A 21,570-nucleotide genomic window follows, 5' to 3' on the forward strand; every position below is an offset into this window, starting at 1 on the left:
GCCCTGCCCCACCGAAGGGCCGACCATGACCACCACCGCCACCGCCGCTTCCGTTCTCCACCCCCGTCGCGTCGAGCAGCTCGTCGCCGGCCAGCCGACCTCCGATGGCGCGGGCGTCAAGCTCACCCGCGTGCTCACGAACACGCTGCAGCGCCGGCTCGACCCGTTCCTGATGCTCGATGCCTTCGGCTCCGATCAGCCGGACGACTACATCGCCGGCTTCCCGGACCACCCGCACCGCGGCTTCGAAACGATCACCTACATGATTGCCGGGCGCATGCGCCACCGCGACAGCGCTGGCCACGAGGGCCTGCTGGAGAACGGCGGCGTGCAGTGGATGACCGCCGGGCGCGGCGTCATCCACTCCGAGATCCCGCAGCAGGAAGAAGGCGTGATGGAGGGTTTCCAGCTCTGGCTGAACCTGCCTGGGCGCGACAAGATGGCCGCTCCCTGGTACCGCGACTTCAAGAATGCCGACCTGCCGCAGTTCGTCTCGCCGCAGGGCGTGGCGGTGACGGTGATCGCCGGCGAGAGCCATGGCGTGGCGGGTGCGGTGACCCGCGAGGCCACCGCGCCGCTGTACCTGGACCTGCACCTGAGCGCGGGCAGCCGCTTCGAGCAGCCGCTGCCAGCGGGGCACAACGCCTTCATCTACGTCTACCGCGGCGAGGTGGCCGTCGGCGCTCAGGCGGTGCCGGTGCAGCGCATGGCCATCCTGGCCAACGACGCCCAGGCCGATGGCCTGGTGATCGAGGCCGCGGGTGACGCCAAAGTGTTGCTGATCGCCGGCCGGCCGCTCGGCGAGCCGATCGTCCAGTACGGCCCCTTCGTGATGAACACGAAGGAGGAGATCTACGCGGCCGTGAACGATTACCGCGAAGGCCGCCTCGGCGAAACGACGGGTTGATATCCGCCGGTGAAAACCTGAAGCGAACGTGAAGACGAGGTGCAGGGCCGGCGGCCAAAGGTATTTGTTTGCAAGGAAACGGCGGGGGCTGGATTCTTCAGCTGGTATTAATCTGGTTCGATTGAAATGAAGGCTGTGGATGGCATTGGTTTCGATGCCATTTGTTTTCAGCCCTTTGAAGGAATCGACCATGAAGAAACTCCTCGCCCTGATCGCCGCCCCCTTGCTGGCCAACGCCGCCCTGGCCGGCCCCGCCTGCAACGTGCCTGAAGACAAGTGGATGAAGGAATCCGATTTCAAGGCCAAGATGGAAAGCCAGGGTTACCAGATCAAGACCTTCAAGGTCAGCAAGGGCAAGTGCTACGAAATCTACGGTTTTGACAAGGCGGGCAAGAAGGTCGAAATCTATTTCGACCCCGCCACCGCGGCCGTGCTGGAATCGAAGTAATTCGCGGCTGCGCCCGACCGGGTTTCAGTGAGCGCAGGCCATGCAAGACGATTCAAACTCCATCCGGGTGTGGGACCGCTTCGTCCGGGTATTCCACTGGAGCCTCGTGAGCTGTGTGCTGGTGAACTACTTCCTCGTCGATGATGGGGAAACGTTGCATCAGTGGATCGGCTATGCGGCCAGTGCCCTGGTGGTGATGCGCATCGTCTGGGGATTCATCGGTTCCCGGTACGCCCGGTTTGCCGATTTCTTTCCAACCCCGGCGCGGCTGCGCCGGCATGTACAGGCGATTCGCGCCGGCCGTGCGGACACGCACCCGGGGCACAACCCGCTGGGCGCGCTGATGATGCTGGCGCTGATGGCGCTGGTGCTGGCCCTCGCGGTGACCGGCTTCATGCAGACGCTGGACGCCTTCTGGGGCGAGGAGTGGCTGCAGGAGCTGCACGAGGTGATCGCCTCCGCGCTGATCCTCCTGGCAACGCTGCATGCCGCTGCGGCCATCGTGATGGGCCGCATCGAGCGCACCAACCTGGTGGCGGCGATGATCACCGGCGTCAAGCGCCGCGGCTGAGGCGCACCGGGCCAGCGGCCCGATGCGGCCCACCCGCAGGGAGGGACGGGCAAACAAGGGCCGGGCAAACCGGCTGCCTGTCCTACACTCGCCGCCATGAACCAGTCAGTTCATTCTGCCGACGAGCGCCCTGCCCGCAAGCGCACCAGCCGCCGTGCCGGTGGCGGCGACGAGCCGCGCACCAACGACCCCGAGCGGACGATGGCCGACATCATCGAGATGGCCACGCGCGAGTTCGCCGAGAAGGGGCTGGCCGGGGCGCGCATCGACGCGATCGCCGAGGCCACGCGCACCAGCAAGCGGATGATCTACTACTACTTCGGTAGCAAGGAAGGTCTGTACATCCGCGTGCTGGAGGAAGCCTACCGGCGCATGCGCGCCATCGAGGCCGACCTGCACCTGGATGACTTGGCGCCCGAGGCGGCGCTGCGCCGGCTGGTGGGCTTCACGGTGGACTACCAGTGGGCCAATCCGGACTTCATCCGCCTAGTGATGACGGAGAACATCCACCGCGGCGAGTACCTGCGCCAGAGCAAGCTGATCCACCACCTGAACGTGCCGGCCATCGAGGGGCTGCGCCGCGTCTATGAGCGCGGCGTGGCCGCCGGGGTGTTCCGCGCCGGGCTGGATCCAATCGACCTGCACATGTCGATCAGTGCGCTGTCGGTGTTCAACGTGGCCAACCGGCACACCTTCTCGCTGATCTTCGACCGCGACTTCGACTGCCCCGAGATGCTGAGCGCGCGCCGCGAGCAGATCGTCGAGATGCTGGTGCGCCACGTGCGTGCCTGAGGAGGCTCTCCATGAACCCCCGCTTTTCCTGCCGAGCCGTGCTGCTCGCTGCCGCCGCGCTGTCGCTGAGCGGCTGCGCCAGCCTGTTCGCACCTGCACTCGCCCCGGTGCAACTGGCCCCGGCCCGTGGCGCGGCGCTGGCCGGCTGCACTGAGTTGGCCGGCAATTTCCGCCATCCGCAGACCACGCTGGCTTCGGCGGCCCTGGTGCCCCCCGGCAAGCTGCAGGTTGGCGGCCAGCCGGTGGGCGAGCACTGCCTTGTCACCGGGCGCATGCATGAGCGCCTCAGCCCGGTGGACGGGCAGGCCTATGCGATCGGCTTCGAGATGCGGCTGCCGCGCGACTGGAACGGCCGCTTCTTCTACCAGGGCAACGGCGGGCTCGATGGGCTGATCCCGCCGGCGGTGGGCGCAGTCAGCGGCGGCGGACCGCTCACGCATGCGCTGGCTCAGGGCTTCGCGGTGATCAGCTCGGACGCCGGGCACAGCGTCAAGCAGCTGCCGCTGTTCGGGCTGGACCCGCAGGCGCGGCTGGACTACGGCTACCAGGCGGTGGCCAAGCTCACGCCGATGGCCAAGGCGCTGATCGCGGCGGCCTACGGGCGCGCCCCGGATCGCTCCTACATCGGCGGCGGCTCCAACGGGGGGCGCCACGTGCTGGTGGCTGCCGCCCGGCTGCCGGGCGAGTACGACGGCTACCTGGCCAGCGCCCCCGGGCTCAACCTGCCTCAGGCCGCGGTGGCGCAGCTCTTTGGCGCGCAGCAGTACGCCAAGGTGGCCACCGACCCGAAGGACCTGGGCAGCGCCTTCCATGCCGCCGAGCGCGCCCTGGTGGCGCAGCACATCCTGGCCCGTTGTGACGCGCTCGATGGCGCAGCTGACGGCCTGGTGCAGGACGTGGCGGCCTGCCGCGAGGCCTTCGACCTGATGCGCGACGTGCCCAGCTGCGTGGGCAGCCGTGACGGCAGTTGCCTCACGCCGCCGCAGAAGACCGCGATCGCCAATGTCTTTGCTGGCGCCCATGACAGCCGCGGGCAGCGCCTGTACGCCGGCTTCCCCTACGACCCCGGCCTGACCCAGCCGGATTGGGCCGACTGGGAGTTCAAGTACTCCGTCACCAACCGCGACCCGGTGGCGCTGGGCTTCGTCTTCACCGTGCCGCCGGCCGAGCCGGCCATCCTGAAGGACCTTTTGGGCTACGCGCTGGGCTTCAGCATGGACCGCGATGCGCCGAAGATCTTCGCCCGCAATGCCACCTACACCGAGAGCGCGATGGCCTTCATGACGCCACCGCAGCCCACCCGCCTGCACGCGCTGCGCGAGCGCGGCGGCAAGCTCCTGGTGCTGCATGGCAATGCCGATGCCGTGTTCTCGGTGGACGACACCGCTGCCTGGTACGACGGCCTGCGCGCCGAGCACGGCCGCGGCACGGCGGACTTCGCCCGCTTCTTCCGCGTGCCTGGCATGGGCCACGTGCGCGGCGGCCCGGCCACCGACCAGTTCGACGCGCTGGGCGCGCTGGTGGCCTGGGTGGAGCAGGGCAGGGCGCCGGATCGCCTCATCGCCAGTGCGCGGGGCGCGGGCAACCCGGGCGGGGCCAACCCCGACCTGCCCGCCGGCTGGTCCGCCACCCGCACCCGGCCGCTGTGCCCCTACCCGCAGGTGGCCCGCTACAACGGCAGCGGCTCCGTTGAGGTGGCTGAGAACTTCAGCTGCCGCTGAGGGCGGCGGCTGGAAGGGCGGGAAGGGCGTGGGAAAGGACCATCGTGCCCCAAGTGGTTTCGCCAGCTTAAGCGGCTTAAGAGTGCAAGCGGACTGATTCAGTTGCAACCGCCGTGAGGCGGATGACCGTACCTTCAGAAGGGCTTCAGCGGCACCGAGGACAACGCAGGCCGGGCGCCGCTTTGGCGCTCGCCATGTCCGAGGGGAACATCAACATGTCCAAACACATCGCCCGGCGCCTCCAGCCGGTGCTCTGGGCTGCCGGCCTGCTGCTTGTCAGCGGCGGGGTGGCGGCTCAAACCACGCCCGCGGGGCGGCTGCTCGCATCCAACTGCTTCCAGTGCCACGGCACCAATGGCAAGGGACCGGGCTTCGAGACGCTGGCCGGGCGCTCATCCGCGGAGATCTATGAAAAGCTCGTCTCCTTCGCCTCGGGCAAGGAGGGCCAGGGTCTGATGGCCAGGCACGCGATGGGCTACACCGACGCGCAGATGAAGTCGCTGGCCGCCTGGCTGGCGACCCAGAAATGAACGGGGGGCACAAGATGGAACGACGTCTGTTTCTGGGCATGGGCAGCGCCTGGGCTGCTTCGGTGCTGGCGGGTTGCGGCGGCGGTGACACCGACGCGGCGGGTGAGAGCGAGGCGCAGTTTGCCGGCAGCGGCAGCATGCGGGCGCTGGCGGCGTCGCCGACCAAACCCAAGGCCCGCGTGATCGTGATCGGCGGGGGCATGGCCGGCGCGACCTTCGCCAAGTACATGCGCCTGTGGGGCGACATGGTGGAGGTGACGCTGGTCGACCGCTCGTCGACCTACACCTCCAACATCATGAGCAGCATGGTGCTGACCGGCCAGCGCACCCTGGCCAGCCTGAACTACGGCTACTCGACGTTGGTCAGCAAGTACGGCATCAAGACCGTGTTCGGCGAGGTCAAGTCGATCGACCCGGTGCTGGCCAAGGTGACGATGGCTTCTGGCGCCGTCCTCACGGCGGATCGCATCGTGCTGGCGCCCGGCGTGGACTTCGACAGCGTGACCGGCCTGACCGACCCGCTGGTGATGCCGCATGCCTGGAAGGCCGGCGCGCAGACGACAGCCCTAGCCAAGCAGCTCGCCGCGATGCCGGCGGGCGGCACGGTGGTCCTGACGATTCCCAAGGCGCCCTACCGTTGCCCGCCGGGACCCTACGAGCGTGCCTGCCTGCTGGCCGACTGGTTGAAGGTCAAGAAGAAGGGCAGCAAGCTGATCGTGCTCGACGCCAATGCAGACATCCTGGTGGAGAAGGACAACTTCACCAGCGCCTTCCTGGGCCTGCACGGCTCGGTGATCGAGTACCGCAACAATGTGGAGATCGACCACGTCGACGCGGCGACCCGCACCCTCTACTTCACCGGTGGTGGCAGCCTGCGCGCCAACGTGGTGAACCTGATCCCCCGCCAACGGGCCGGGGCGCTGGTGTCCGCGGCCGGTTTGGCCAACGCCACCGAGGGGCGCTTTGCCGCGGTCAACGTGCTGGACTATTCGAGCACCCTGGCCCCCACGAAGGTCCACGTGCTGGGCGACGCCAGTGCCACGACGCAGCCGAAGGCCGGCCACATCGCCAATCAGGAGGCCAAGGTCTGTGCCGACGCACTGACGCGGATCTTCGCCGGAGGCTCGCCGGATCCCGCGCCGGTGACCAACTCAGCGTGCTTCTCGACCATCACGATGTCGCAGGCCTCCTGGCTGCACAGCTTCTTCCAGTACGACCCGGTCACCGGGGCGATGAAGGGCGTCCCGGCCGGCAGCGGCGCCTCGGTGGGCTGGAACTCGGATGGTTTCCAGGACATGGGCATCTGGTTCAAGGCGCTGATGGGCGACAGCTTCGCCTGAAGCGTAGGCGCCCGGCCCCGTCGCTGTGGCGCCTTGGTTCCGATGGCAGGCCCGTCTGGCCCCGGGCGGTGGCCTGCCTGCCATGCGGGCGTTACAGCCCCATCAGGCAGGAGACGGTGTCGCTACCGCGCCGGTTCAGTGACACGACGCGCCGGTGCACCATGCGGCCGAGCACCCAGGTGGCCGTTGCACTGGCAATGCGGCGCTGGCCGAGCTTGTCGGCCACGCGCAGCGCGGCCGTGTTGGAGGCCGAGCGCCACGCGAGGTGCTGCACGATGCCTCTGGAGGCGACGTGGTTGTCCGCCAGCAGGTTGAGGGCGCGGCTCAGGCCGCGGCCTCGCCAGGCATGCAGGGTGACGGCGTCGAAGGTGAGGTATTCGCCTGGCAGGAGTCGCAGCTTCATGCCGATCTCGTCGACCGTCTGGGTCTCGAAGGCCAGCCACACGATGGCCACCACCCGGCCCTGATGCAGGGCCAGCATGGCCTCCTTGCCGGCGGCGATGCGCTGGTCGATGGTGGCTGGGTCCAGCCGGAAGTCCGTGACGAGGTCGTTGCGGAAGGCGCCGATATTCGATGCATCGGCCAGGACGAAACGAAAGCCCCGCAGCGCCGCGGGCAGCTCGTGCGGAACATCCGCCACGTCGTTGGCGAAGAACACCAGATCTTCGCGCCGCAGAACGCGGCGACTCAGCAGCCGGGTGGCCTTCCACAGGGTTGGCCACAGCCCGTCACGACGCAGCACGTGCAGTGCCTGCGCAGGGGCCGCCGCCGGAGGGCGCGGCGCAGGCGTTGGCGCTGGCCCATTGATCGACCCGTGGCCTGCCTTGGCGCCCGGCGGACGGATCAGACTGGACACGCCGGCGTACTCGCGGTGCGGATGCATGACGTCATGAATGGGAAAAAAGCCCATGTCAAATAGTAGCGCGTCAACCCCTGTTCCAACCTGAACGACAGGTAAAAGTCAGCAAAGACAAAGGGGCTGTCTGATTCGACCCAACGCGCGTACCGCCTGCATCCGGATCGTTTTTTTCATTGTAGGCAACACCTGGGCGTCATTCCGGTGCCGTTACCGATGGACACCGCAGTGACACCATCAGCCCCCCCAAGCGCGGTGACCGGCCCGTCTCGAGCGAGAACTGGTGCACGGCCGCCACGCGCCTGGCGATCGACCAACCCAGGCCGCTGCCGGGCTGGCCGCTGCCGAGGACGCGGAAAAATCGCTCGCCCAGGCGATCCAGGTCTGCTGCGGCCAGGCCGGGGCCACTGTCCTCGACCCGCAACGTGACTTCGCCGTCCCGAACCGTCAGGCGGATCTGGACGGCAGCCCCAACGGGGCTGTAGCGGATGGCGTTGTCCACCAGATTGCGCAGCAGCACCGCCAGCAGCGTGGCGTTGCCGCGCACCGTGGCCGGGCCCTCGGCACCCGGTGCCACCCCGGGCTCCTGATCGCGTTCAAGTTCCAGCTCCTGGCCCTTGTCCAGCGCCTGCGGGGCCAGGTCGGCCACCACGCGGCGGGCGAGGGCGTGCAGATCGATCGTCTCCAGCCCGGTGTCGGCGCCGGCCTCCAGCCGGGACAGGGTGAGCAGCTGCTCCACCAGCCGCGTGGCGCGGTCGCAGCCCTCCAGCGTGGCCAGCAGGGCATGCCGGCGCTCGGCGGCATCGGGCTCGCCCAGCGCCACCTGGGCCTGGGTGCGGATCGCCGCGATCGGCGTGCGCAGCTCGTGGGCGGCGTCGGCGGTGAAGCGGCGCTCGGCCTCCATCAGTTGCGCGATGCGCCCGAACAGCTGGTTCAGTGCGTCCAACATCGGCCGCATCTCGGCCGGCGCATTGCTGATCACCACCGGGTGAAGTGCCTGGGGCTGGCGCCGTGCCAGCTGCCGGCCGAGCCGGCGCAGCGGGGCGACGCCCCGGTAGATCGCCCACCAGGCGGCCAGGGCCAGCAGCGGCAGTGACAGCAGCATCGGCCACAGCGTGCTGCGCAGCACCGCACGCAGGATCTCGCTGCGTGAATCGCTGCGCTCGCCGATGTAGACCTGCACGCCCGTGTCGGCATCCCGGGTGGCGAAAACCCGCCAGCGTGTGGCCACCAACGGCGCGCCCGGCGCGCGACCGGAGGGGCTGTCCAGCGTCACGGTGCGAAAGCCGCTGTCAAAGTGCTCGCCCAGGTCGATCATCGGGCTGTGCGGCGCGTTGGCCGAGCGGGTGATCAGCTTCCCGCCGCGAAACACCTGGTAGGCCACCCGCGGCGAGTAGCGGTGCAGCAGCGGCGCGTCGGGGTAGCGGCCGTCGGGGTGGAGGGCACTGGCCGTCGAGGGCGGGGCTGATTCGTGCCCCTGCTGCACCACCAGCAGGGAGGCGGCCTGTGCGAGGTGGCCGTCGAGCAGCTCGTCGATCTCGTGCCTTGCGTCGAACCAGGTGAGCAGCGAGGTGGCCAGCCAGACGCCGGCCATCACGCTCACCACCAGGATGAGCAGGCGAGCCTGCAGTGAGCGGGGCTGCAGGAGCGTCAGGGAGAAACTCTGGGCGAAGGTTTGAGAGAGGGGCCGCATGCCGGGTGCCTGGTGCCGGGGTTGTCGAGTGCCAATGGCCTCAGCGTGACGGGCGCTCGCGCGGCACCAGGTAACCCACGCCGCGCACCGTCTGGATGAAGCTGCTGCCGAGCTTGCGGCGCAGGTGGTGGATGTGCACCTCAATGGCGTTGCTCTCCACTTCCTGGCCCCAGCTGTAGACATGCTGTTCGATCTGTTCTCGTGAAAGCACGCGCCCGACGTTGAGCATCAGTGCATGCAGCACATCGAACTCCCGTGCCGACAGCGTCACGGCCTCGCCGTCCAGCTGCACCGAGCGGGCGGCCGGGTCAAGGGTGACGTCCTGCACGCTCAGGCCCTCCTGGGGCTGGCCGTGGGCGCGCCGCACCAGGGCGCGCAGGCGTGCGGCCAGCTCGTCCAGGTCGACCGGCTTGACGACGTAGTCGTCCGCGCCGCTGTCCAGGCCCCGGATGCGGTCGGGCACGCCGTCGCGCGCGGTCAGCACCAGCACGGGCACCGTCACGCGGGCGCGCCGCACCGACGCCAGCACCTCCAGGCCATCCATGCGGGGCAGGCCCAGGTCCAGCACGGCGGCCTCGTAGGCCGCGCTGCGCAACTCGCGCTCGGCCGCTTCGCCGTCGCGCACCCAGTCGACCAGGAAGCCGCGTTGGCGCAGGCCGGCGCGCAGGCCGTCACCCAGTTGAGGATCGTCTTCGGCGAGCAGGATGCGCATGGGGGTGTGGGGGTAGGGAGTGTGCACGGCGCATGAGGGGCACCATGGCCGCAGCGGCAGTCTGTCATCGTCGGGGCTGCGCCTTAGGTCGACCTTAATCGGGCCAGGCCTCCTGACCGGGCCCACCCACCCGATGGGCACCGGGAACGTCGAGCGTGACATCGCTGCGTGGCTCGGCCACGCAGGGCAGGACCTCGCCGCTGGCACGCTCTTCCGGGCTCAGGCCCGGCCACTCCACGCGGTAGGCGACGCGGCCTGCGAGCAGCCGGCAGCGGCAGGCCCGGCAGCTGCCGTTCTGGCAGGACCGCGGCAGGTGGATGCCAGCCGCCCGGGCGGCCTGCAGCAGGGTCAGCCCGGCCGGGGCGGACAGCTCCCAGCCGGCCGGTTCGATGCGCAGGCGGTGGGTCGCGGCGGCAGGGCGGTCGTCGGGCATGCGGCGATTGTCCGGCTATGCTCCTCGCATGCACCGCACCATCTTCGACACCCCGGTGGTCAACACGCTGCTGAGGTCCGCCTCGATCGCCTACCTGAAGCTGGCGGGCTGGCGCATCGAGGGCAGTCTGCCGCCGCAGGCCAGCAAGTGCGTGCTGATCGCCGCGCCGCACACCAGCAACTGGGACCTGCCCTACACGCTGATGACGGCCTTCGTGCTGCGCCTGCATCCCTACTGGATGGGCAAGGCACAGATCTTCCGCCCGCCGTTCGGGGCGCTGATGCGCTGGCTGGGTGGCATCGCGGTGCGGCGCGAGCAGTCCAACAACCTGGTGGCCGCATCGGCCGATGCGCTGCGCGCGGCCGATGCGCCGGTCCAGCTCATCGTGCCGCCCGAGGGCACGCGTGGGCGCACCCGCCACTGGAAGACCGGCTTCTACTGGATCGCCCACTCCGCGGGGCTGCCCATCGTGCTGGCCTACATGGACTACGCCGACAAGCGCGCGGGCCTGGGCCCGGTGTTCCACCCCACCGGCGACATCGAGCGAGACATGGCCGAGATCAAGGCCTTCTACGCGCCACTGCGCGGGCGCAACGCCGACCAGTTCGACGCGGCCTGAGCCGGTCAGTCGGCGGCGCTACCTCTGCAGGCGCGCCATGCGCCTGCAGGCCTCAAGCGGCCGCGTCGCCCGGGCCGTCGTCGGCTGCGCCCGCGGGGGGCTCGTCCTCCGGCACCTCGCGCACGAAGGTCACCGGCACCGGGCTGGACTTCAGCACCGCGTGCGAGACCGACCCCAGCAGCGCGGCCGACAGGTCGCCGCTGCCATGTGCGCCCATCACGATGGCATCGCAGCCGTTGCGTTCGGCCATCTCCACCAGCGCGTGGGCGGGGTCGCCACTGGCCACTTCCGTCTCGTAGTCGACGCCAGCGGCGTCCAGCAGCGCTTCGGCCGAGGTCACCAAGTCGGCGCCCGCCGAGGCGCGGACATCGTGCAGCACCTGCGGATCGGGCGCGGTGACCATCTCGTAGAGCGTGGCCGGCTCCTGGACGTTGCCGATCACGAAGCTCGCCTTCAGCCCCTCGCGCACCAGTTGCAGCGCATGGCGCACGGCGTGCAGCGCCAGTTCCGAACCATCGACTGCCAGCAGGATCTTCATCGTGGACCTCCAGTGGCGCATGCTACCCCGTGGCGGCGGGCCGGGTTTGTTCCGGCGCAGTACTGCGCCCGGGCGGTCCGTTATGGCGCGCTGCGAGGTGATTTGTCGGCGATGCCGCAGCACCGATGTGGAACCGTCACGGCAGCGATGCCCGCGATCGGCGACACTAACGCTTTTGCACAGGTGGCAACGTCGACCCGTTTTGCGGGCCGAGCGTTGAGGTTCCATGGCTCAAGACGACGAAAAGACACGCATCGATAACGACGGCCTGCGCTACAAGAGCAAGGCCCCAGGTTCGCCCTTCGGCGGGAAAGGCGCCTTTGTCAGCGGCACCATGTCCTGCCTGCTGTGCGGCAAGCACCGCCCCCGCTCCATGCTCAAGGGCAAGCAGGTCCTGGGCAAGACCCAGATGGTCTGCGCGCCCTCCTGCAAGGAGCTTGACGAGATCCTCGCTGCCGCCAAGCCCTGATCAACCTGTGAACGGACTGGACACGCCTCCTGCACATGCCCGGTTCGTTTGCAGGCCCTGACCCGGCCCATCCGGGTCGGCCATGAACCTCAAGCAGCTTGAATACTTCGTCCAGGTCGCCGAGCTGGGCAGCTTCAGCCGGGCGGCCCAGGTGCTGGACATCGCCCAGCCCGCGCTGAGCCGCCAGGTGCGGGCCCTGGAGATCGAGCTGCACGAGACGCTGTTGCTGCGCAATGGCCGCGGCGTGGCGCTCACCGAACCCGGCCGGCGGCTGTTCGAGCACGGCGTGGCCATCCTCCAGCACGTCGCGCAGGCGCGCGAGGACATGGGCGCCAGCCGCGACGAGCCGGTGGGGCGCATCACCATCGGCCTGCCACCCAGCCTCGGGCGCCAGCTCACCCTGCCGCTGATCGACCGCTTCCGCTCCAGCCTGCCCCGTGCCCGCCTGGCGGTGGTCGAGGGACTGACCGCGCACCTGGCCGAGTGGATCACCTCCGGTCGGGTTGACCTGGCCCTGCTGCACAACCCCGATCCGCACCCGGCTCTGGCCATCACGCCGGTGCTGCAGGAGCACCTCTGCCTCGTTTCGCCCCGGCCGGCCCAGCCGGCAGGCGCGCCACCGGCCGCCGCCGAGCCCCTGCCCTTTCGTGAACTGGCGGGCTACTCGCTGGTCGTGCCCGAACGCCAGCACGTCATCGGTGCCCTGCTCGAAACCCAGGCCACGCTGGCCGGGCTGCGCCTGGACATCGCCTGGGAGGTGTCCAGCGTGCCGGCCATCATCGACCTGGTCTGTGCCGGCTACGGCCACGCCGTGCTGACCTCCAGTGCGGTGGGTGCCTCGGGCCGCACCCCGGAGCTGCTGGCCCGCCCGCTGGTCGAACCCAGCCTGACCAGCGTGATCTGCCTGGCCCGTTCGGCCAACAAGCGGCCCACCGCGCTGCTGCGCCAGGCGATGCAGATCCTCACCGAGTTGATCACCGCCCTGCCGCAGGAACCGCTGCCCGCCGGGGTGGCTGGATATGCCAAAGCGCGATAGCAGCTAGAAGAAGCCCATCGTGGACGGCATGACTGCCGCCGCGCAGAATCGCGCGATCCAGACACAGCGCCGGGCCTGACCCGGCTTGGGCACCATGCAGCCGACACCGATCACCGGCATTTCCTCGATGGCCACGCGCACGCTGCTCGACGAGTTGGCCCCCGCCTACACCGCCCAGGCCGGCGTGCCGGTGGCGATCGAGTCGGTGGGCGGCGTCGACGCCGCGCGCCGCGTGCAGGAGGGCGAGGCCTTCGACGTCGTGATCCTCTCGGCCGAGGCCATCGACAAGCTCATCGCCGCCGGCCGGGTGCTGCCGGGCAGCCGGGTGGACCTGGTGCGCTCCGGCGTCGCGGTGGCGGTGCGCGCCGGTGCGCCGCACCCCGACCTGTCCAGCGAAGAGGCCGTCAAGGCCGCGGTGCGCGCCGCCCGCACCGTGGGCTACTCCACCGGCCCGAGCGGCGTGGCGCTGGCCAAGCTGTTCGAGCGCTGGGGCCTGGCCGAGGAGCTCAAGGACCGCACCGTGGTCGCCACCCCCGGCGTGCCGGTGGGCGCGCTGGTGGCGCGTGGCGACATCGAACTGGGCTTCCAGCAGCTCTCCGAGCTGATCCACGTCCCCGGCATCGACCTGCTGGGCGCGTTGCCGGACGCCATCCAGATCACCACCACCTTTTCAGCCGGCGTATGCAGCAGCAGCGCCCAGCCCGACGCGGTGCGCGCGATGCTGGCCTACATGGCCTCGCCGGCCGCCGCCCCCGCCAAGCAGCGCCAGGGCATGGACCCGGCCTGAGTCGCAGCGCAGGCCTTTCCACCGAACCGAATTTCCCCAGGAGACCCCGACATGATCATCGACGTCCACGGCCACTACACCACCGCGCCCAAGGCGCTGGAAAACTGGCGCAACCAGCAGATCGCCGGCATCCAGGACCCGGCCGTGATGCCGAAGGTCGCCGACCTGAAGATCAGCGATGACGAGTTGCGCGAGACCATCGAGCTCAACCAGCTGGCCAAGATGCGTGAGCGCGGCAGCGACCTGACCATCTTCAGCCCGCGCGCCAGCTTCATGGCTCACCACATCGGCGACTTCAACGTGTCGAGCACCTGGGCCGCGATCTGCAACGAGCTCTGCTACCGCGTCAGCCAGCTCTTCCCTGACCACTTCGTCCCGGCCGCCATGCTGCCGCAGAGCCCGGGCGTGGACCCCGCCACCTGCATCCCCGAGCTGGTCAAGTGCGTCGAGCAGTACGGCAACGTCGGCCTGAACCTCAACCCGGACCCCTCCGGCGGCCACTGGACCAGCCCGCCGCTGACCGACCGCAGCTGGTACCCCATCTACGAGAAGATGGTCGAGTACGACATCCCGGCGATGATCCACGTCAGCACCAGCTGCAACGCCTGCTTCCACACCACCGGCGCGCACTACCTGAACGCCGACACCACCGCCTTCATGCAGTGCCTGCAGGGCGACCTGTTCAAGGACTTCCCGACCCTGAAGTTCCTGATCCCGCACGGCGGTGGCGCAGTGCCCTACCACTGGGGGCGTTTCCGCGGCCTGGCGCAGGAGCTGAAGAAGCCCTTGATCGACGATCACCTGCTCAACAACATCTACTTCGACACCTGCGTCTACCACCAGCCCGGCATCGACCTGCTGACCAAGGTGATCCCGGTCAAGAACGTGCTGTTCGCCAGCGAGATGATCGGCGCCGTGCGCGGCATCGACCCGCAGACCGGCCACTACTACGACGACACCAAGCGCTACATCGAGGCCTCCACCCTCCTCACCGCCGAGGAGAAGTTGATGGTCTACGAAGGCAACGCCCGCCGCGTGTTCAGCCGCCTGGACGCGCAGCTGAAGGCCAGGGGGCGTTGAGCCATCAATGGTCTCGCTCTTCGAATCACGGGGGCGAGTTCGATGACGAACGTGCGCCGCTCCACGAGTTCACGGGGAGTCCTTGCTTGTCTCTGATAGGGAAGGATGGTCCTGTGCGGCCCATTCCGGTGCCGGGCCGGTGTCGGGAAGCATGTCGAAATCGACGGGGCGCGACATTACCAGCGACGGCACCATGGTCGCCAGCCCGGCATAGACGAGCAGCGCGCCATAGAGGGTGTCCGAGATCCCGAACCTCTCACTCAAGATGCTGGCCAGCACCAGCGTGAAGATGAGCGTTGGCGTCAACGCAGCCGACACCCGCAAGCTGACCGTCGCGGATTCACCCCGGATCAGGCGCCTCTGCGCCCAGACCAGCCCCACGCGACAGGGCACGATGATCAGCGCGAGGGCGGCGCCCAGCAAGACAGCATCACCGGTCATCGCATCCCTGGGCACACCCATGCCCTTGTGGAAGAAGTAGAAGGGGATGAAGAAGGAGGCAAACATCCGGATGGCATGCAGGTTGCCGTCCGATGCCAGGGTGGGCATGCGCACGCGCAGCAGGCGCGCAATGAATCCGGCCAGGAAGGCTCCGACGAGGTAATAGACCCCCAGCTTGTAGGTCAGGAAGGCTGCGATGACGCCCACCATCACCAGTAGCGAAAACTCCGACCCTCGGGCATAGGGGACAACGAAGCGTCCCAGGCCCAACAGGATCAGGGGCAGTGCAACGACCATCGCAGCCAGCGCCACGGACGACCAGGCCAGGTTGCTGACCGAAGACGACTGCAAGACGATGAACAGAACCAGCAGCGCCAGAATCTCTCCGCTGATGGCCTTCATTCGGATCCAATAGCGTTCCTCGTCGTCCAAGTCGAGCGCCGCGAGGGTGTCGAGGATGAAACCCGCAGAGGGTGTCAGCACGGCCAGCCCAAGCAGCACCGAGGTCTGCCAGGACAGGTCCAGGTAGTGGGTCAGGCCATAGGCTGCCGTGCCCAGTGTCACCAGGCGCAAGAGCGCATGCCGCGCCAGTGGCCACTTTCCTTTCGCAAAGTCAGAGAGATCGATCTCCAGGCCTGCAAACAGAAAGAGCGAGGAGATGCCCAAGGTCGCCAGAAGCGCGAGGGTCGCGTCCTGGGTGTGGTTCTCCAGCGCGAGCGCTGCCGCTATCCCCAGGGCAAAGCTGCTCAGCGGCGCCGGCAGGCGCCATCGCTGCAGCATGCGGGGCAGCACCATCAGCGCAATGATCAGCGCCAACAGGGCCACTTCCCGAGTGATGGCGGGCAAATCGACGATGTTCATTGTTTCGGCTCGAAGACGGTACATCCATCGGGAACGTGACGGACATCTTGACTCTACCAGTGGCCCTGTGATCCGCCATTGATCAAGTCGCAGCCCATCGGTTGGCCCGGCATCAGCGACTCCCAGGTGCTTAATGAACCCATCCGCTCACTCACCCCTATCCGCAGCGAGACCCCGCCATGCGACTCATCTTTGACGCCGACCACGAGCAGTTCCGCGACGCCGCGCGGCGCTTCTTCCTGAACGAACTGGCGCCGCACGTGGAGCGCTGGCGCGAGCAGGGCTTCGTGGACCGCTGGGCCTTCGAGAAGGCGGGCTCGCTGGGCTACCTGCTGACCTGGGCGGACGAGAAGTACGGCGGGGCCGGGATGAGCGACCTGCGCTACGAACAGATCCTCGTCGAGGAGTGCGTGCGCCAGGCCGACATCGGCATCTACTTCAACCTGCACTCCACCGTGGTGGCGCCCTACATCGCCGAGATCGGCGACGAAGCGCAGCGCGAGCGCTTCCTGCCCAAGGCGATCAGCGGCGAGCACATCCTGGCGATTGCGATGACCGAGCCGGCCGCCGGCAGCGACCTGGCCGGGATGCGGACCAAGGCGGTGCGTGCCCATGACGGGGAGGGCGACGACTGGATCCTCAACGGCTCCAAGATCTACATCTCCAACGGCATGCAGGCCGACGTGGTGGTGGTGGCGGCGCGCACCTCCAGCGAGTCGAAGCCCGAGTCACGTCACACGATCGGCCTGTTCATCGTCGAGGCGGGCATGGCCGGCTTCAGCCGCGGCAAGAAGCTCAAGAAGATGGGCCTGCCGGCGCAGGACACGGCGGAGCTCTTCTTCGAGAACGTGCGCGTGCCGGCGGCCAACGTGCTGGGCGACCCGACGCGGGGCTTCCAGCACATGGCGCGGCTGCTGGCCAAGGAACGGCTGAGCCTGGCGATGACCTCGATGGCGCACGCGCAGACGGCCTTCGACCTGACGCTGGACTTCGTGAAGGAGCGCCAGGCCTTCGGCCGGCCGATCGGCGCGTTCCAGAACAGCCGCTTCGTGCTGGCACAGCTGCGCAGCGAGCTGGATGCGGTGCAGTGCTTCGTCGACCAGTGCGTGCTGCTGGCGAACGACCGGAAGCTGGACGCCGACACCGGCGCCAAGGCCAAGCTGCTCGCCACCGACCTGGAAGGCCGCGTCATCGACGCCTGCCTGCAGCTGCACGGCGGCGCGGGCTACATGGACGAGTACCGCATCAGCCGCATGTACACCGACGCCCGGGTGTCGCGCATCTTCGCCGGCACCAACGAGATCATGAAGGAGATCATCGGCCGCGGGCTGGGGCTCGACGAGCGGGCCGCGCGCTGACGACGCACAGCGCGTGGGCGCCTGCGGGCGCTCCGCTCTCCGCGGAAGTCACGGGCGCGGAGCCCCGGCCGCCGGGGTCATCCGCCGTCAGGCCTTGGCCACCGTGCCCTGCGAATCCCGCGCGTCCTGCTCCGCCTGCAGCGTGCGCCACATCAGCTTGCCGGTGGCGCTGCGGGGCAGGGTGGTGACGAACTCCACCTGGCGCGGCACCTTGTAGACGGCCATGTGCTCGCGGCACCAGGCGATGACCTCCTCGGGCGTCACGGCCACGGGCGCCCCGTTGGCATCCGTGCGCAGGATGATGCAGGCCTTGACGCTCTCGCCGCGGTAGGGGTCGCGGGTGGCGATGATGCAGACCTCCTGCACCGCCGGATGTTTGTGCAGCAGCGCCTCCACCTCGGCCGGCCAGACCTTGAAGCCGCTGGCGTTGATCATGCGCTTGAGGCGGTCGGCCATGGTGAAGTAGCCGTCGGCATCCACCCGGCCCAGGTCGCCGGTGCGGAACCAGCGCAGGCCGTCGCGCTCGAAGAACGCCGATGCGGTGGCCTGGGGCTGCTGCCAGTAGCCGGCAAAGAGCTGCGGGCCGCTGACGACGATCTCGCCGACCTCGCCTGCCGGCAGGGGCTGCAGGGTGTCGGGGTCGACCACCTCGGCACGGGTGCTGATGTAGGGGATGCCCAGGCATTGGCGGCGCGCACCGCCGCGCGGGTTGTTGTGGGTCGGCGCGGCGGTCTCGGTCAGGCCGTAGCCTTCGAGGTACTCCAGGCCGAACTCCTGCTTCAGCCGGGTGGCCACGGCCTCGGGCATCGCGGCACCCCCGCCGCCGATGTAGCGCAGGCTGGAGAGGTCGTAGCGGGCCAGGTCCGGGGCGCCGAGCAGGTCGATCACCATCGTGGGGATGTTCGGCCAGTGGGTCACGCGCTGCTGCGAGATCGCTGCAGCGGCCACGTCGCGGTCCCAGCGCGGCAGCAGCACGATCGAGGCGCCGTGGCGGATCGACGCCAGCATCGCCATCACCATGCCGGTGATGTGGAACATCGGCACGACGATCAGCATCACGTCGCCCTCGCGCAGGTCGTGCCACCAGCGGCTGGACAGGGCGTTGTGCAGCAACGAGGCGTGGCTGTGCATGCAGCCCTTGGCCGCGCCGGTGGTGCCGCTGGTGTAGGGCAGGATGGCCAGGTCGCGGCCGTGGGTGAGCAGCTCGCCGGGGCGCTGGCCGCGCGCCAGCACCTCGGTCCACTCATGCAGTTCCAGCCTCGTACCCTGCTTCGGCTGCGGCCGGGTGCGGCGCTCGAGTAGCCAGCCGCGCCAGTAGGCCGGCCAGGTGGTGGCGCGCTGGGCAGCATCGGCGCTGAGCACGTCGGTGAAGTCGAAGGTGATGAGGTGCTGCAGGGCCTGCTCGGGCGCCACCTCGTCGTTCGCCCGGACCAGCTCGCCGACGATGTCGCCGGAGGCAATCGCCCAACGCGCGCCGGAGTCGGTGATGTAGTGGCCCAGCTCGTCGGCCCGGTTCATCGGGTTGACCGGCACCACCACGGCGTTGGCCCGCAGGATGGCGTGGAAGGCGATGACGAAGGGCGGGCAGTTCTGCATGAACAGCAGCACGCGGTCGCCGGTGCCCACGCCCATGGCCTGGAGGGCGCCGGCCAGTGCCTCGGCCTGCTCGGCCAGCTCGGCCCAGGTGGTGCGGCGGCCGAGGAAATCGAGCCCCACCTCGTCGGGCTGCGTCTCGGCGCGGCGCGCCAGCCCGAGCCAGAGCGACTCGTCGGGCACGTCCAGCGCGCGCGGCACGCCAGCGGGCCAGTGGGCGTGGTGCGGGGCCTCGGGCGGCGGGGCATTCCGGAAGACGGTCATGGCGCGCGACGGATAAAGTCAATGAGATTGACATTATCGACACCCGATGCGCGTGTGGCATGTCGCCTGTGTGAAAGCCGGCGAGGGGATGGTGGTGGGCGTGGCGGCGGCGTCGGGAGGCGCTGGGGCGCGGACAATGTGGGGCCGAGCGGTCCCTTGGCGCCCCTCCAACCCCTTGCTGCCACCGATGAAGCCCCTGCGCACGCTGCTTGCCCAACGCTATGCCTGGCTGGAGAACCGCCTGCACGTCGGTGCCGAGCAGGCGGGCTACGGCTACGTCACCCCGGCGATGTCGCGCATGTTCGGCCAGATGGGCCGCGAGCCGGTGAGCCTGTCGGAGCTGGCGCGGCGGCTCATCGTCTCGCGCCAGGCGGTGCACCAGCTGGCCAACGAGGCGCTGCGCCACGGGCTGGTGGAGCTGGTCGCGAGCCCGACCAACCGCCGGGTGCGCCTGCTGAAGTTCACGCCCCAGGGCGAGGCGATGTTCGCCAGCGGCACACAGGGCCTGCGCGAGATCGAGCGGCAACTGGCCGAGCGCATTGGCGCCGACGACATGGCCGAGCTGCTGCGCATCCTGGCGAAGGACTGGGGCGACTGAGCGCATCCATCGCCCATGCCGATCCGGGATAGCTGCTAGTCTTCGATTTGCGTTGTCGGCATGGCCGGGGGTGGTCAGAATGCACCGTTTCCCGCCCGTTCCCTGGCCCTCCCGGCCCCATCCGCAGCCCATTCGCAGGACATCCCGCCATGTACGAACTCGGTGTCGTCTACCGCAACATCACCCGTGCCGACCGCGCTGCTGCCGATGCGCTGGCCGCCTTCGGCTCGGCCACTGTGCACGAGGCCATGGGCCGCGTCGGCCTGCTCAAGCCCTACATGCGGCCGATCTTCGGCGGTGCGCAGGTGTCGGGCACGGCAGTGACGGTGCTGCTGCACCCGGGTGACAACTGGATGATGCACGTCGCAGCCGAGCAGATCCAGCCCGGCGACATCGTGGTGGCGGCGGTCACCGCGGAGTGCACCGACGGCTACTTCGGTGACCTGCTGGCCACCAGCTTCCAGGCCCGCGGTGCACGCGCCCTGGTGATCGACGCCGGCGTGCGCGACGTGAAGGAGCTGACGCGCATGGACTTCCCGGTCTGGAGCAAAGCCATCAGCTCGAAGGGCACCATCAAGGCCACGCTCGGCTCGGTGAACATCCCGGTGGTCTGCGCCGGCATGCTGGTGAACCCGGGTGACGTGATCGTCGCGGACGACGACGGCGTGGTCTGCGTGCCCCGTGCGGTGGCGCAGAAGACGCTGGAGGCGGCCGCGGCCCGCGAGGCCAACGAAGGCGCCAAGCGCGAGAAGCTGGCCGCCGGCGTGCTGGGCCTGGACATGTACAAGATGCGCGAGCCGCTGGCGGCCGCCGGCCTGAAGTACATCGACTGAGTCGCACCATGCATCTTCCTGCTGCGCGGCTCGATCTGGCACCTGCGCTGCTCGCCGTACGAGAGTACGGCTGCGCTGCTCGGCACCACCTCGAACCGCTCGCGACGGAATCTGCACGATGCGACGGGCTGCAATGAACTCCAATCCTGCGCACTGGCACATCGGCTTGGTCGGCTACGGCGAGGTCGGGCGCATCCTCGCCGAGGACCTGCGTGCGCAGGGCATCACCGTCAGCGCCTACGACCGCCAGCTCGACGCGGCCGACACCGCGCCGGCCCTGCGCAGCCATGCGCTGGAGCACGGCGTGGCGCTGGCCGATGACCACGCCGACCTGGCGCGCGATGCGGACTTCATCGTCAGCGCGGTGACCGCCAGCCAGGCGGTGTCGGTGGCCGAGGCCTGCGCCGTCGGGCTGAAGCCGGGCACCTTCTTCCTCGATTTCAACTCCGCCTCGCCCGGTGCCAAGCAGCGCGCCGCGGTCGCCATCGACGCGGCTGGCGGCCGCTACGTCGAAGGCGCGGTGATGACCAGCGTGCCGCCCTACCGCATCCACGTGCCGCTGCTGCTCGGGGGGCCGTGGGCCGCCGAACTCAGTCCGCTGATCAATGCGCTGGGCTGCCGGTCGAAGGTCGCCAGCGATCGCCTCGGCGTGGCCAGTGCGACCAAGATGTGCCGCAGCGTGATGATCAAGGGCCTGGAGGCGATGGTGATCGAGAGCTTCACCGCGGCGCGGCATCACGGCGTCGAGGACGCGGTGATCGCCTCGCTGCAGGAGACCTTTCCCGGCATCGACTGGGAGCGGCAGGCCGCGTACTTCTTCCAGCGTGCCATCGAGCATGGCCGGCGCCGCAGCGAGGAGATGCGCGAGGTGGCCGAGACGGTGCGCGAGGCCGGCCTCAGCCCCTGGAGCGCCGCCGGCACCGCCGAGCGCCAGGCCTGGGTCGCCGACCTGGCCGACGCCGGCCGGTTCGGCGAGCGCGGCAGCCCGGGCTTTGCCCGCAGTGCGGATTGGCGCACGGAAGCCGACCGCATCCTGACGAATGCACAGGCCGACCGCATCCAGGCCTCACTGAATCCCACCAAGGACTGA

23 protein-coding genes are annotated in these 21,570 nt (G+C 69.1%); 16 read left to right on the top strand and 7 right to left on the bottom strand.

Going from position 1 to position 21,570, the window contains the following annotated elements; translation table 11 throughout:
• The first annotated feature begins 25 nt into the window (after positions 1-25).
• From NGK70_RS03900 to NGK70_RS03930, 7 genes are all read left to right on the top strand, one after another.
• Positions 26-907 carry a pirin family protein gene (locus NGK70_RS03900; RefSeq protein WP_251972064.1) on the top strand — a complete coding sequence of 294 codons (882 nt, stop codon included), beginning with the start codon at positions 26-28 and terminating at the stop codon, positions 905-907.
• 190 nt (positions 908-1,097) lie between these two features.
• The gene (locus NGK70_RS03905; RefSeq protein ID WP_251972065.1) at positions 1,098-1,355 is read left to right on the top strand and encodes a PepSY domain-containing protein; all 258 of its coding nucleotides are present in this window, start codon (positions 1,098-1,100) and stop codon (positions 1,353-1,355) included.
• A 40-nt stretch (positions 1,356-1,395) separates the two neighbouring features.
• Complete coding sequence (locus NGK70_RS03910; RefSeq protein ID WP_251972066.1) at positions 1,396-1,926, top strand: cytochrome b/b6 domain-containing protein; 531 nt, start codon at positions 1,396-1,398, stop codon at positions 1,924-1,926.
• Positions 1,927-2,022: 96 nt separating this feature from the next.
• Positions 2,023-2,718, top strand: coding sequence for a TetR/AcrR family transcriptional regulator (locus NGK70_RS03915; RefSeq protein ID WP_251972067.1), 696 nt, complete (start codon positions 2,023-2,025; stop codon positions 2,716-2,718).
• An 11-nt stretch (positions 2,719-2,729) separates the two neighbouring features.
• On the top strand, positions 2,730-4,439 hold the full coding sequence (locus tag NGK70_RS03920) for a tannase/feruloyl esterase family alpha/beta hydrolase (RefSeq protein ID WP_251972068.1): 1,710 nt from the start codon (positions 2,730-2,732) through the stop codon (positions 4,437-4,439).
• 215 nt (positions 4,440-4,654) lie between these two features.
• On the top strand, positions 4,655-4,969 hold the full coding sequence (locus NGK70_RS03925) for a c-type cytochrome (RefSeq protein WP_251972069.1): 315 nt from the start codon (positions 4,655-4,657) through the stop codon (positions 4,967-4,969).
• Positions 4,970-4,983: 14 nt separating this feature from the next.
• Entirely contained in the window at positions 4,984-6,309 is a 1,326-nt protein-coding gene (locus NGK70_RS03930; RefSeq protein WP_251972070.1) for an FAD-dependent oxidoreductase, read from the top strand.
• A 91-nt stretch (positions 6,310-6,400) separates the two neighbouring features.
• On the opposite strand, the gene NGK70_RS03935 is transcribed toward NGK70_RS03930, so the two are convergent.
• From NGK70_RS03935 to NGK70_RS03950, 4 genes are all read right to left on the bottom strand, one after another.
• Complete coding sequence (locus NGK70_RS03935; RefSeq protein WP_251972071.1) at positions 6,401-7,192, bottom strand: hypothetical protein; 792 nt, start codon at positions 7,190-7,192, stop codon at positions 6,401-6,403.
• A 169-nt stretch (positions 7,193-7,361) separates the two neighbouring features.
• On the bottom strand, positions 7,362-8,858 hold the full coding sequence (locus tag NGK70_RS03940; protein WP_251972072.1) for an ATP-binding protein: 1,497 nt from the start codon (positions 8,856-8,858) through the stop codon (positions 7,362-7,364).
• Positions 8,859-8,898: 40 nt separating this feature from the next.
• Positions 8,899-9,570: a response regulator gene (locus NGK70_RS03945; protein WP_251972073.1), complete on the bottom strand. Its 672-nt coding sequence runs from the start codon at positions 9,568-9,570 to the stop codon at positions 8,899-8,901.
• A gap of 94 nt (positions 9,571-9,664) precedes the next feature.
• Positions 9,665-10,003 (bottom strand): 2Fe-2S iron-sulfur cluster-binding protein, encoded by a 339-nt coding sequence (locus NGK70_RS03950; RefSeq protein ID WP_251972074.1) that lies wholly within the window; start codon positions 10,001-10,003, stop codon positions 9,665-9,667.
• Between the two features lie 28 nt (positions 10,004-10,031).
• On the opposite strand from NGK70_RS03950, the gene NGK70_RS03955 reads away from it, so the two are divergent.
• A complete protein-coding gene (locus NGK70_RS03955) occupies positions 10,032-10,622 on the top strand; it encodes a 1-acyl-sn-glycerol-3-phosphate acyltransferase (protein ID WP_251972075.1) in 591 nt (196 codons plus the stop codon).
• A 52-nt stretch (positions 10,623-10,674) separates the two neighbouring features.
• Here NGK70_RS03955 and NGK70_RS03960 read toward each other — a convergent pair whose 3' ends face one another.
• Positions 10,675-11,160, bottom strand: a complete 486-nt coding sequence (locus tag NGK70_RS03960; RefSeq protein ID WP_251972076.1) for a universal stress protein — start codon at positions 11,158-11,160, stop codon at positions 10,675-10,677.
• Between the two features lie 226 nt (positions 11,161-11,386).
• Here NGK70_RS03960 and NGK70_RS03965 point away from each other — a divergent pair, with 226 nt between their 5' ends.
• From NGK70_RS03965 to NGK70_RS03980, 4 genes are all read left to right on the top strand, one after another.
• Entirely contained in the window at positions 11,387-11,629 is a 243-nt protein-coding gene (locus tag NGK70_RS03965; RefSeq protein WP_251972077.1) for a hypothetical protein, read from the top strand.
• Between the two features lie 82 nt (positions 11,630-11,711).
• Entirely contained in the window at positions 11,712-12,665 is a 954-nt protein-coding gene (locus tag NGK70_RS03970; RefSeq protein ID WP_251972078.1) for a LysR family transcriptional regulator, read from the top strand.
• A 94-nt stretch (positions 12,666-12,759) separates the two neighbouring features.
• On the top strand, positions 12,760-13,452 hold the full coding sequence (locus NGK70_RS03975; RefSeq protein ID WP_251972079.1) for a substrate-binding domain-containing protein: 693 nt from the start codon (positions 12,760-12,762) through the stop codon (positions 13,450-13,452).
• Positions 13,453-13,503: 51 nt separating this feature from the next.
• Positions 13,504-14,532, top strand: coding sequence for an amidohydrolase family protein (locus NGK70_RS03980; protein WP_251972080.1), 1,029 nt, complete (start codon positions 13,504-13,506; stop codon positions 14,530-14,532).
• 69 nt (positions 14,533-14,601) lie between these two features.
• Here NGK70_RS03980 and NGK70_RS03985 read toward each other — a convergent pair whose 3' ends face one another.
• On the bottom strand, positions 14,602-15,834 hold the full coding sequence (locus NGK70_RS03985; protein WP_251972081.1) for a cation:proton antiporter: 1,233 nt from the start codon (positions 15,832-15,834) through the stop codon (positions 14,602-14,604).
• Between the two features lie 179 nt (positions 15,835-16,013).
• On the opposite strand from NGK70_RS03985, the gene NGK70_RS03990 reads away from it, so the two are divergent.
• Positions 16,014-17,192, top strand: a complete 1,179-nt coding sequence (locus tag NGK70_RS03990) for an acyl-CoA dehydrogenase family protein (protein WP_251972082.1) — start codon at positions 16,014-16,016, stop codon at positions 17,190-17,192.
• An 87-nt stretch (positions 17,193-17,279) separates the two neighbouring features.
• Here the strand turns inward: NGK70_RS03990 and NGK70_RS03995 are convergent, their stop codons facing one another.
• Positions 17,280-19,049, bottom strand: a complete 1,770-nt coding sequence (locus tag NGK70_RS03995; RefSeq protein WP_251972083.1) for a long-chain-fatty-acid--CoA ligase — start codon at positions 19,047-19,049, stop codon at positions 17,280-17,282.
• Positions 19,050-19,236: 187 nt separating this feature from the next.
• Between NGK70_RS03995 and NGK70_RS04000 the strand changes: the two genes are divergently transcribed.
• The 3 genes from NGK70_RS04000 to NGK70_RS04010 all read left to right on the top strand — a co-directional run bounded on the left by NGK70_RS04000 (position 19,237) and on the right by NGK70_RS04010 (position 21,570).
• On the top strand, positions 19,237-19,647 hold the full coding sequence (locus tag NGK70_RS04000; protein WP_251972084.1) for a MarR family winged helix-turn-helix transcriptional regulator: 411 nt from the start codon (positions 19,237-19,239) through the stop codon (positions 19,645-19,647).
• A 149-nt stretch (positions 19,648-19,796) separates the two neighbouring features.
• Positions 19,797-20,480 carry a 4-carboxy-4-hydroxy-2-oxoadipate aldolase/oxaloacetate decarboxylase gene (gene ligK, locus NGK70_RS04005; RefSeq protein WP_251972085.1) on the top strand — a complete coding sequence of 228 codons (684 nt, stop codon included), beginning with the start codon at positions 19,797-19,799 and terminating at the stop codon, positions 20,478-20,480.
• Between the two features lie 118 nt (positions 20,481-20,598).
• Positions 20,599-21,570, top strand: coding sequence for an NAD(P)-dependent oxidoreductase (locus NGK70_RS04010; RefSeq protein ID WP_256490746.1), 972 nt, complete (start codon positions 20,599-20,601; stop codon positions 21,568-21,570).

The organism is Sphaerotilus microaerophilus (assembly GCF_023734135.1).
Taxonomy (GTDB): Bacteria; Pseudomonadota; Gammaproteobacteria; order Burkholderiales; family Burkholderiaceae_C; genus Sphaerotilus; species Sphaerotilus microaerophilus.

What these genes read in the sequence shown, in the direction of transcription:
- NGK70_RS03990 (WP_251972082.1), top strand. Translation starts at nt 16,014, where the DNA reads ATGCGACTCATCTTTGACGCCGACCACGAGCAGTTCCGCGACGCCGCG.
- NGK70_RS03965 (WP_251972077.1), top strand. Translation starts at nt 11,387, where the DNA reads ATGGCTCAAGACGACGAAAAGACACGCATCGATAACGACGGCCTGCGC.
- NGK70_RS04000 (WP_251972084.1), top strand. Translation starts at nt 19,237, where the DNA reads ATGAAGCCCCTGCGCACGCTGCTTGCCCAACGCTATGCCTGGCTGGAG.
- NGK70_RS03970 (WP_251972078.1), top strand. Translation starts at nt 11,712, where the DNA reads ATGAACCTCAAGCAGCTTGAATACTTCGTCCAGGTCGCCGAGCTGGGC.
- NGK70_RS04010 (WP_256490746.1), top strand. Translation starts at nt 20,599, where the DNA reads ATGCGACGGGCTGCAATGAACTCCAATCCTGCGCACTGGCACATCGGC.
- NGK70_RS03900 (WP_251972064.1), top strand. Translation starts at nt 26, where the DNA reads ATGACCACCACCGCCACCGCCGCTTCCGTTCTCCACCCCCGTCGCGTC.
- NGK70_RS03975 (WP_251972079.1), top strand. Translation starts at nt 12,760, where the DNA reads ATGCAGCCGACACCGATCACCGGCATTTCCTCGATGGCCACGCGCACG.
- NGK70_RS03925 (WP_251972069.1), top strand. Translation starts at nt 4,655, where the DNA reads ATGTCCAAACACATCGCCCGGCGCCTCCAGCCGGTGCTCTGGGCTGCC.
- NGK70_RS03955 (WP_251972075.1), top strand. Translation starts at nt 10,032, where the DNA reads ATGCACCGCACCATCTTCGACACCCCGGTGGTCAACACGCTGCTGAGG.
- NGK70_RS03940 (WP_251972072.1), bottom strand. Translation starts at nt 8,858, where the DNA reads ATGCGGCCCCTCTCTCAAACCTTCGCCCAGAGTTTCTCCCTGACGCTC.
- NGK70_RS03915 (WP_251972067.1), top strand. Translation starts at nt 2,023, where the DNA reads ATGAACCAGTCAGTTCATTCTGCCGACGAGCGCCCTGCCCGCAAGCGC.
- NGK70_RS03950 (WP_251972074.1), bottom strand. Translation starts at nt 10,003, where the DNA reads ATGCCCGACGACCGCCCTGCCGCCGCGACCCACCGCCTGCGCATCGAA.
- NGK70_RS03920 (WP_251972068.1), top strand. Translation starts at nt 2,730, where the DNA reads ATGAACCCCCGCTTTTCCTGCCGAGCCGTGCTGCTCGCTGCCGCCGCG.
- NGK70_RS03980 (WP_251972080.1), top strand. Translation starts at nt 13,504, where the DNA reads ATGATCATCGACGTCCACGGCCACTACACCACCGCGCCCAAGGCGCTG.
- NGK70_RS03985 (WP_251972081.1), bottom strand. Translation starts at nt 15,834, where the DNA reads ATGAACATCGTCGATTTGCCCGCCATCACTCGGGAAGTGGCCCTGTTG.
- NGK70_RS03935 (WP_251972071.1), bottom strand. Translation starts at nt 7,192, where the DNA reads ATGCATCCGCACCGCGAGTACGCCGGCGTGTCCAGTCTGATCCGTCCG.
- NGK70_RS03910 (WP_251972066.1), top strand. Translation starts at nt 1,396, where the DNA reads ATGCAAGACGATTCAAACTCCATCCGGGTGTGGGACCGCTTCGTCCGG.
- NGK70_RS03945 (WP_251972073.1), bottom strand. Translation starts at nt 9,570, where the DNA reads ATGCGCATCCTGCTCGCCGAAGACGATCCTCAACTGGGTGACGGCCTG.
- NGK70_RS03960 (WP_251972076.1), bottom strand. Translation starts at nt 11,160, where the DNA reads ATGAAGATCCTGCTGGCAGTCGATGGTTCGGAACTGGCGCTGCACGCC.
- NGK70_RS03930 (WP_251972070.1), top strand. Translation starts at nt 4,984, where the DNA reads ATGGAACGACGTCTGTTTCTGGGCATGGGCAGCGCCTGGGCTGCTTCG.
- ligK (WP_251972085.1), top strand. Translation starts at nt 19,797, where the DNA reads ATGTACGAACTCGGTGTCGTCTACCGCAACATCACCCGTGCCGACCGC.
- NGK70_RS03905 (WP_251972065.1), top strand. Translation starts at nt 1,098, where the DNA reads ATGAAGAAACTCCTCGCCCTGATCGCCGCCCCCTTGCTGGCCAACGCC.
- NGK70_RS03995 (WP_251972083.1), bottom strand. Translation starts at nt 19,049, where the DNA reads ATGACCGTCTTCCGGAATGCCCCGCCGCCCGAGGCCCCGCACCACGCC.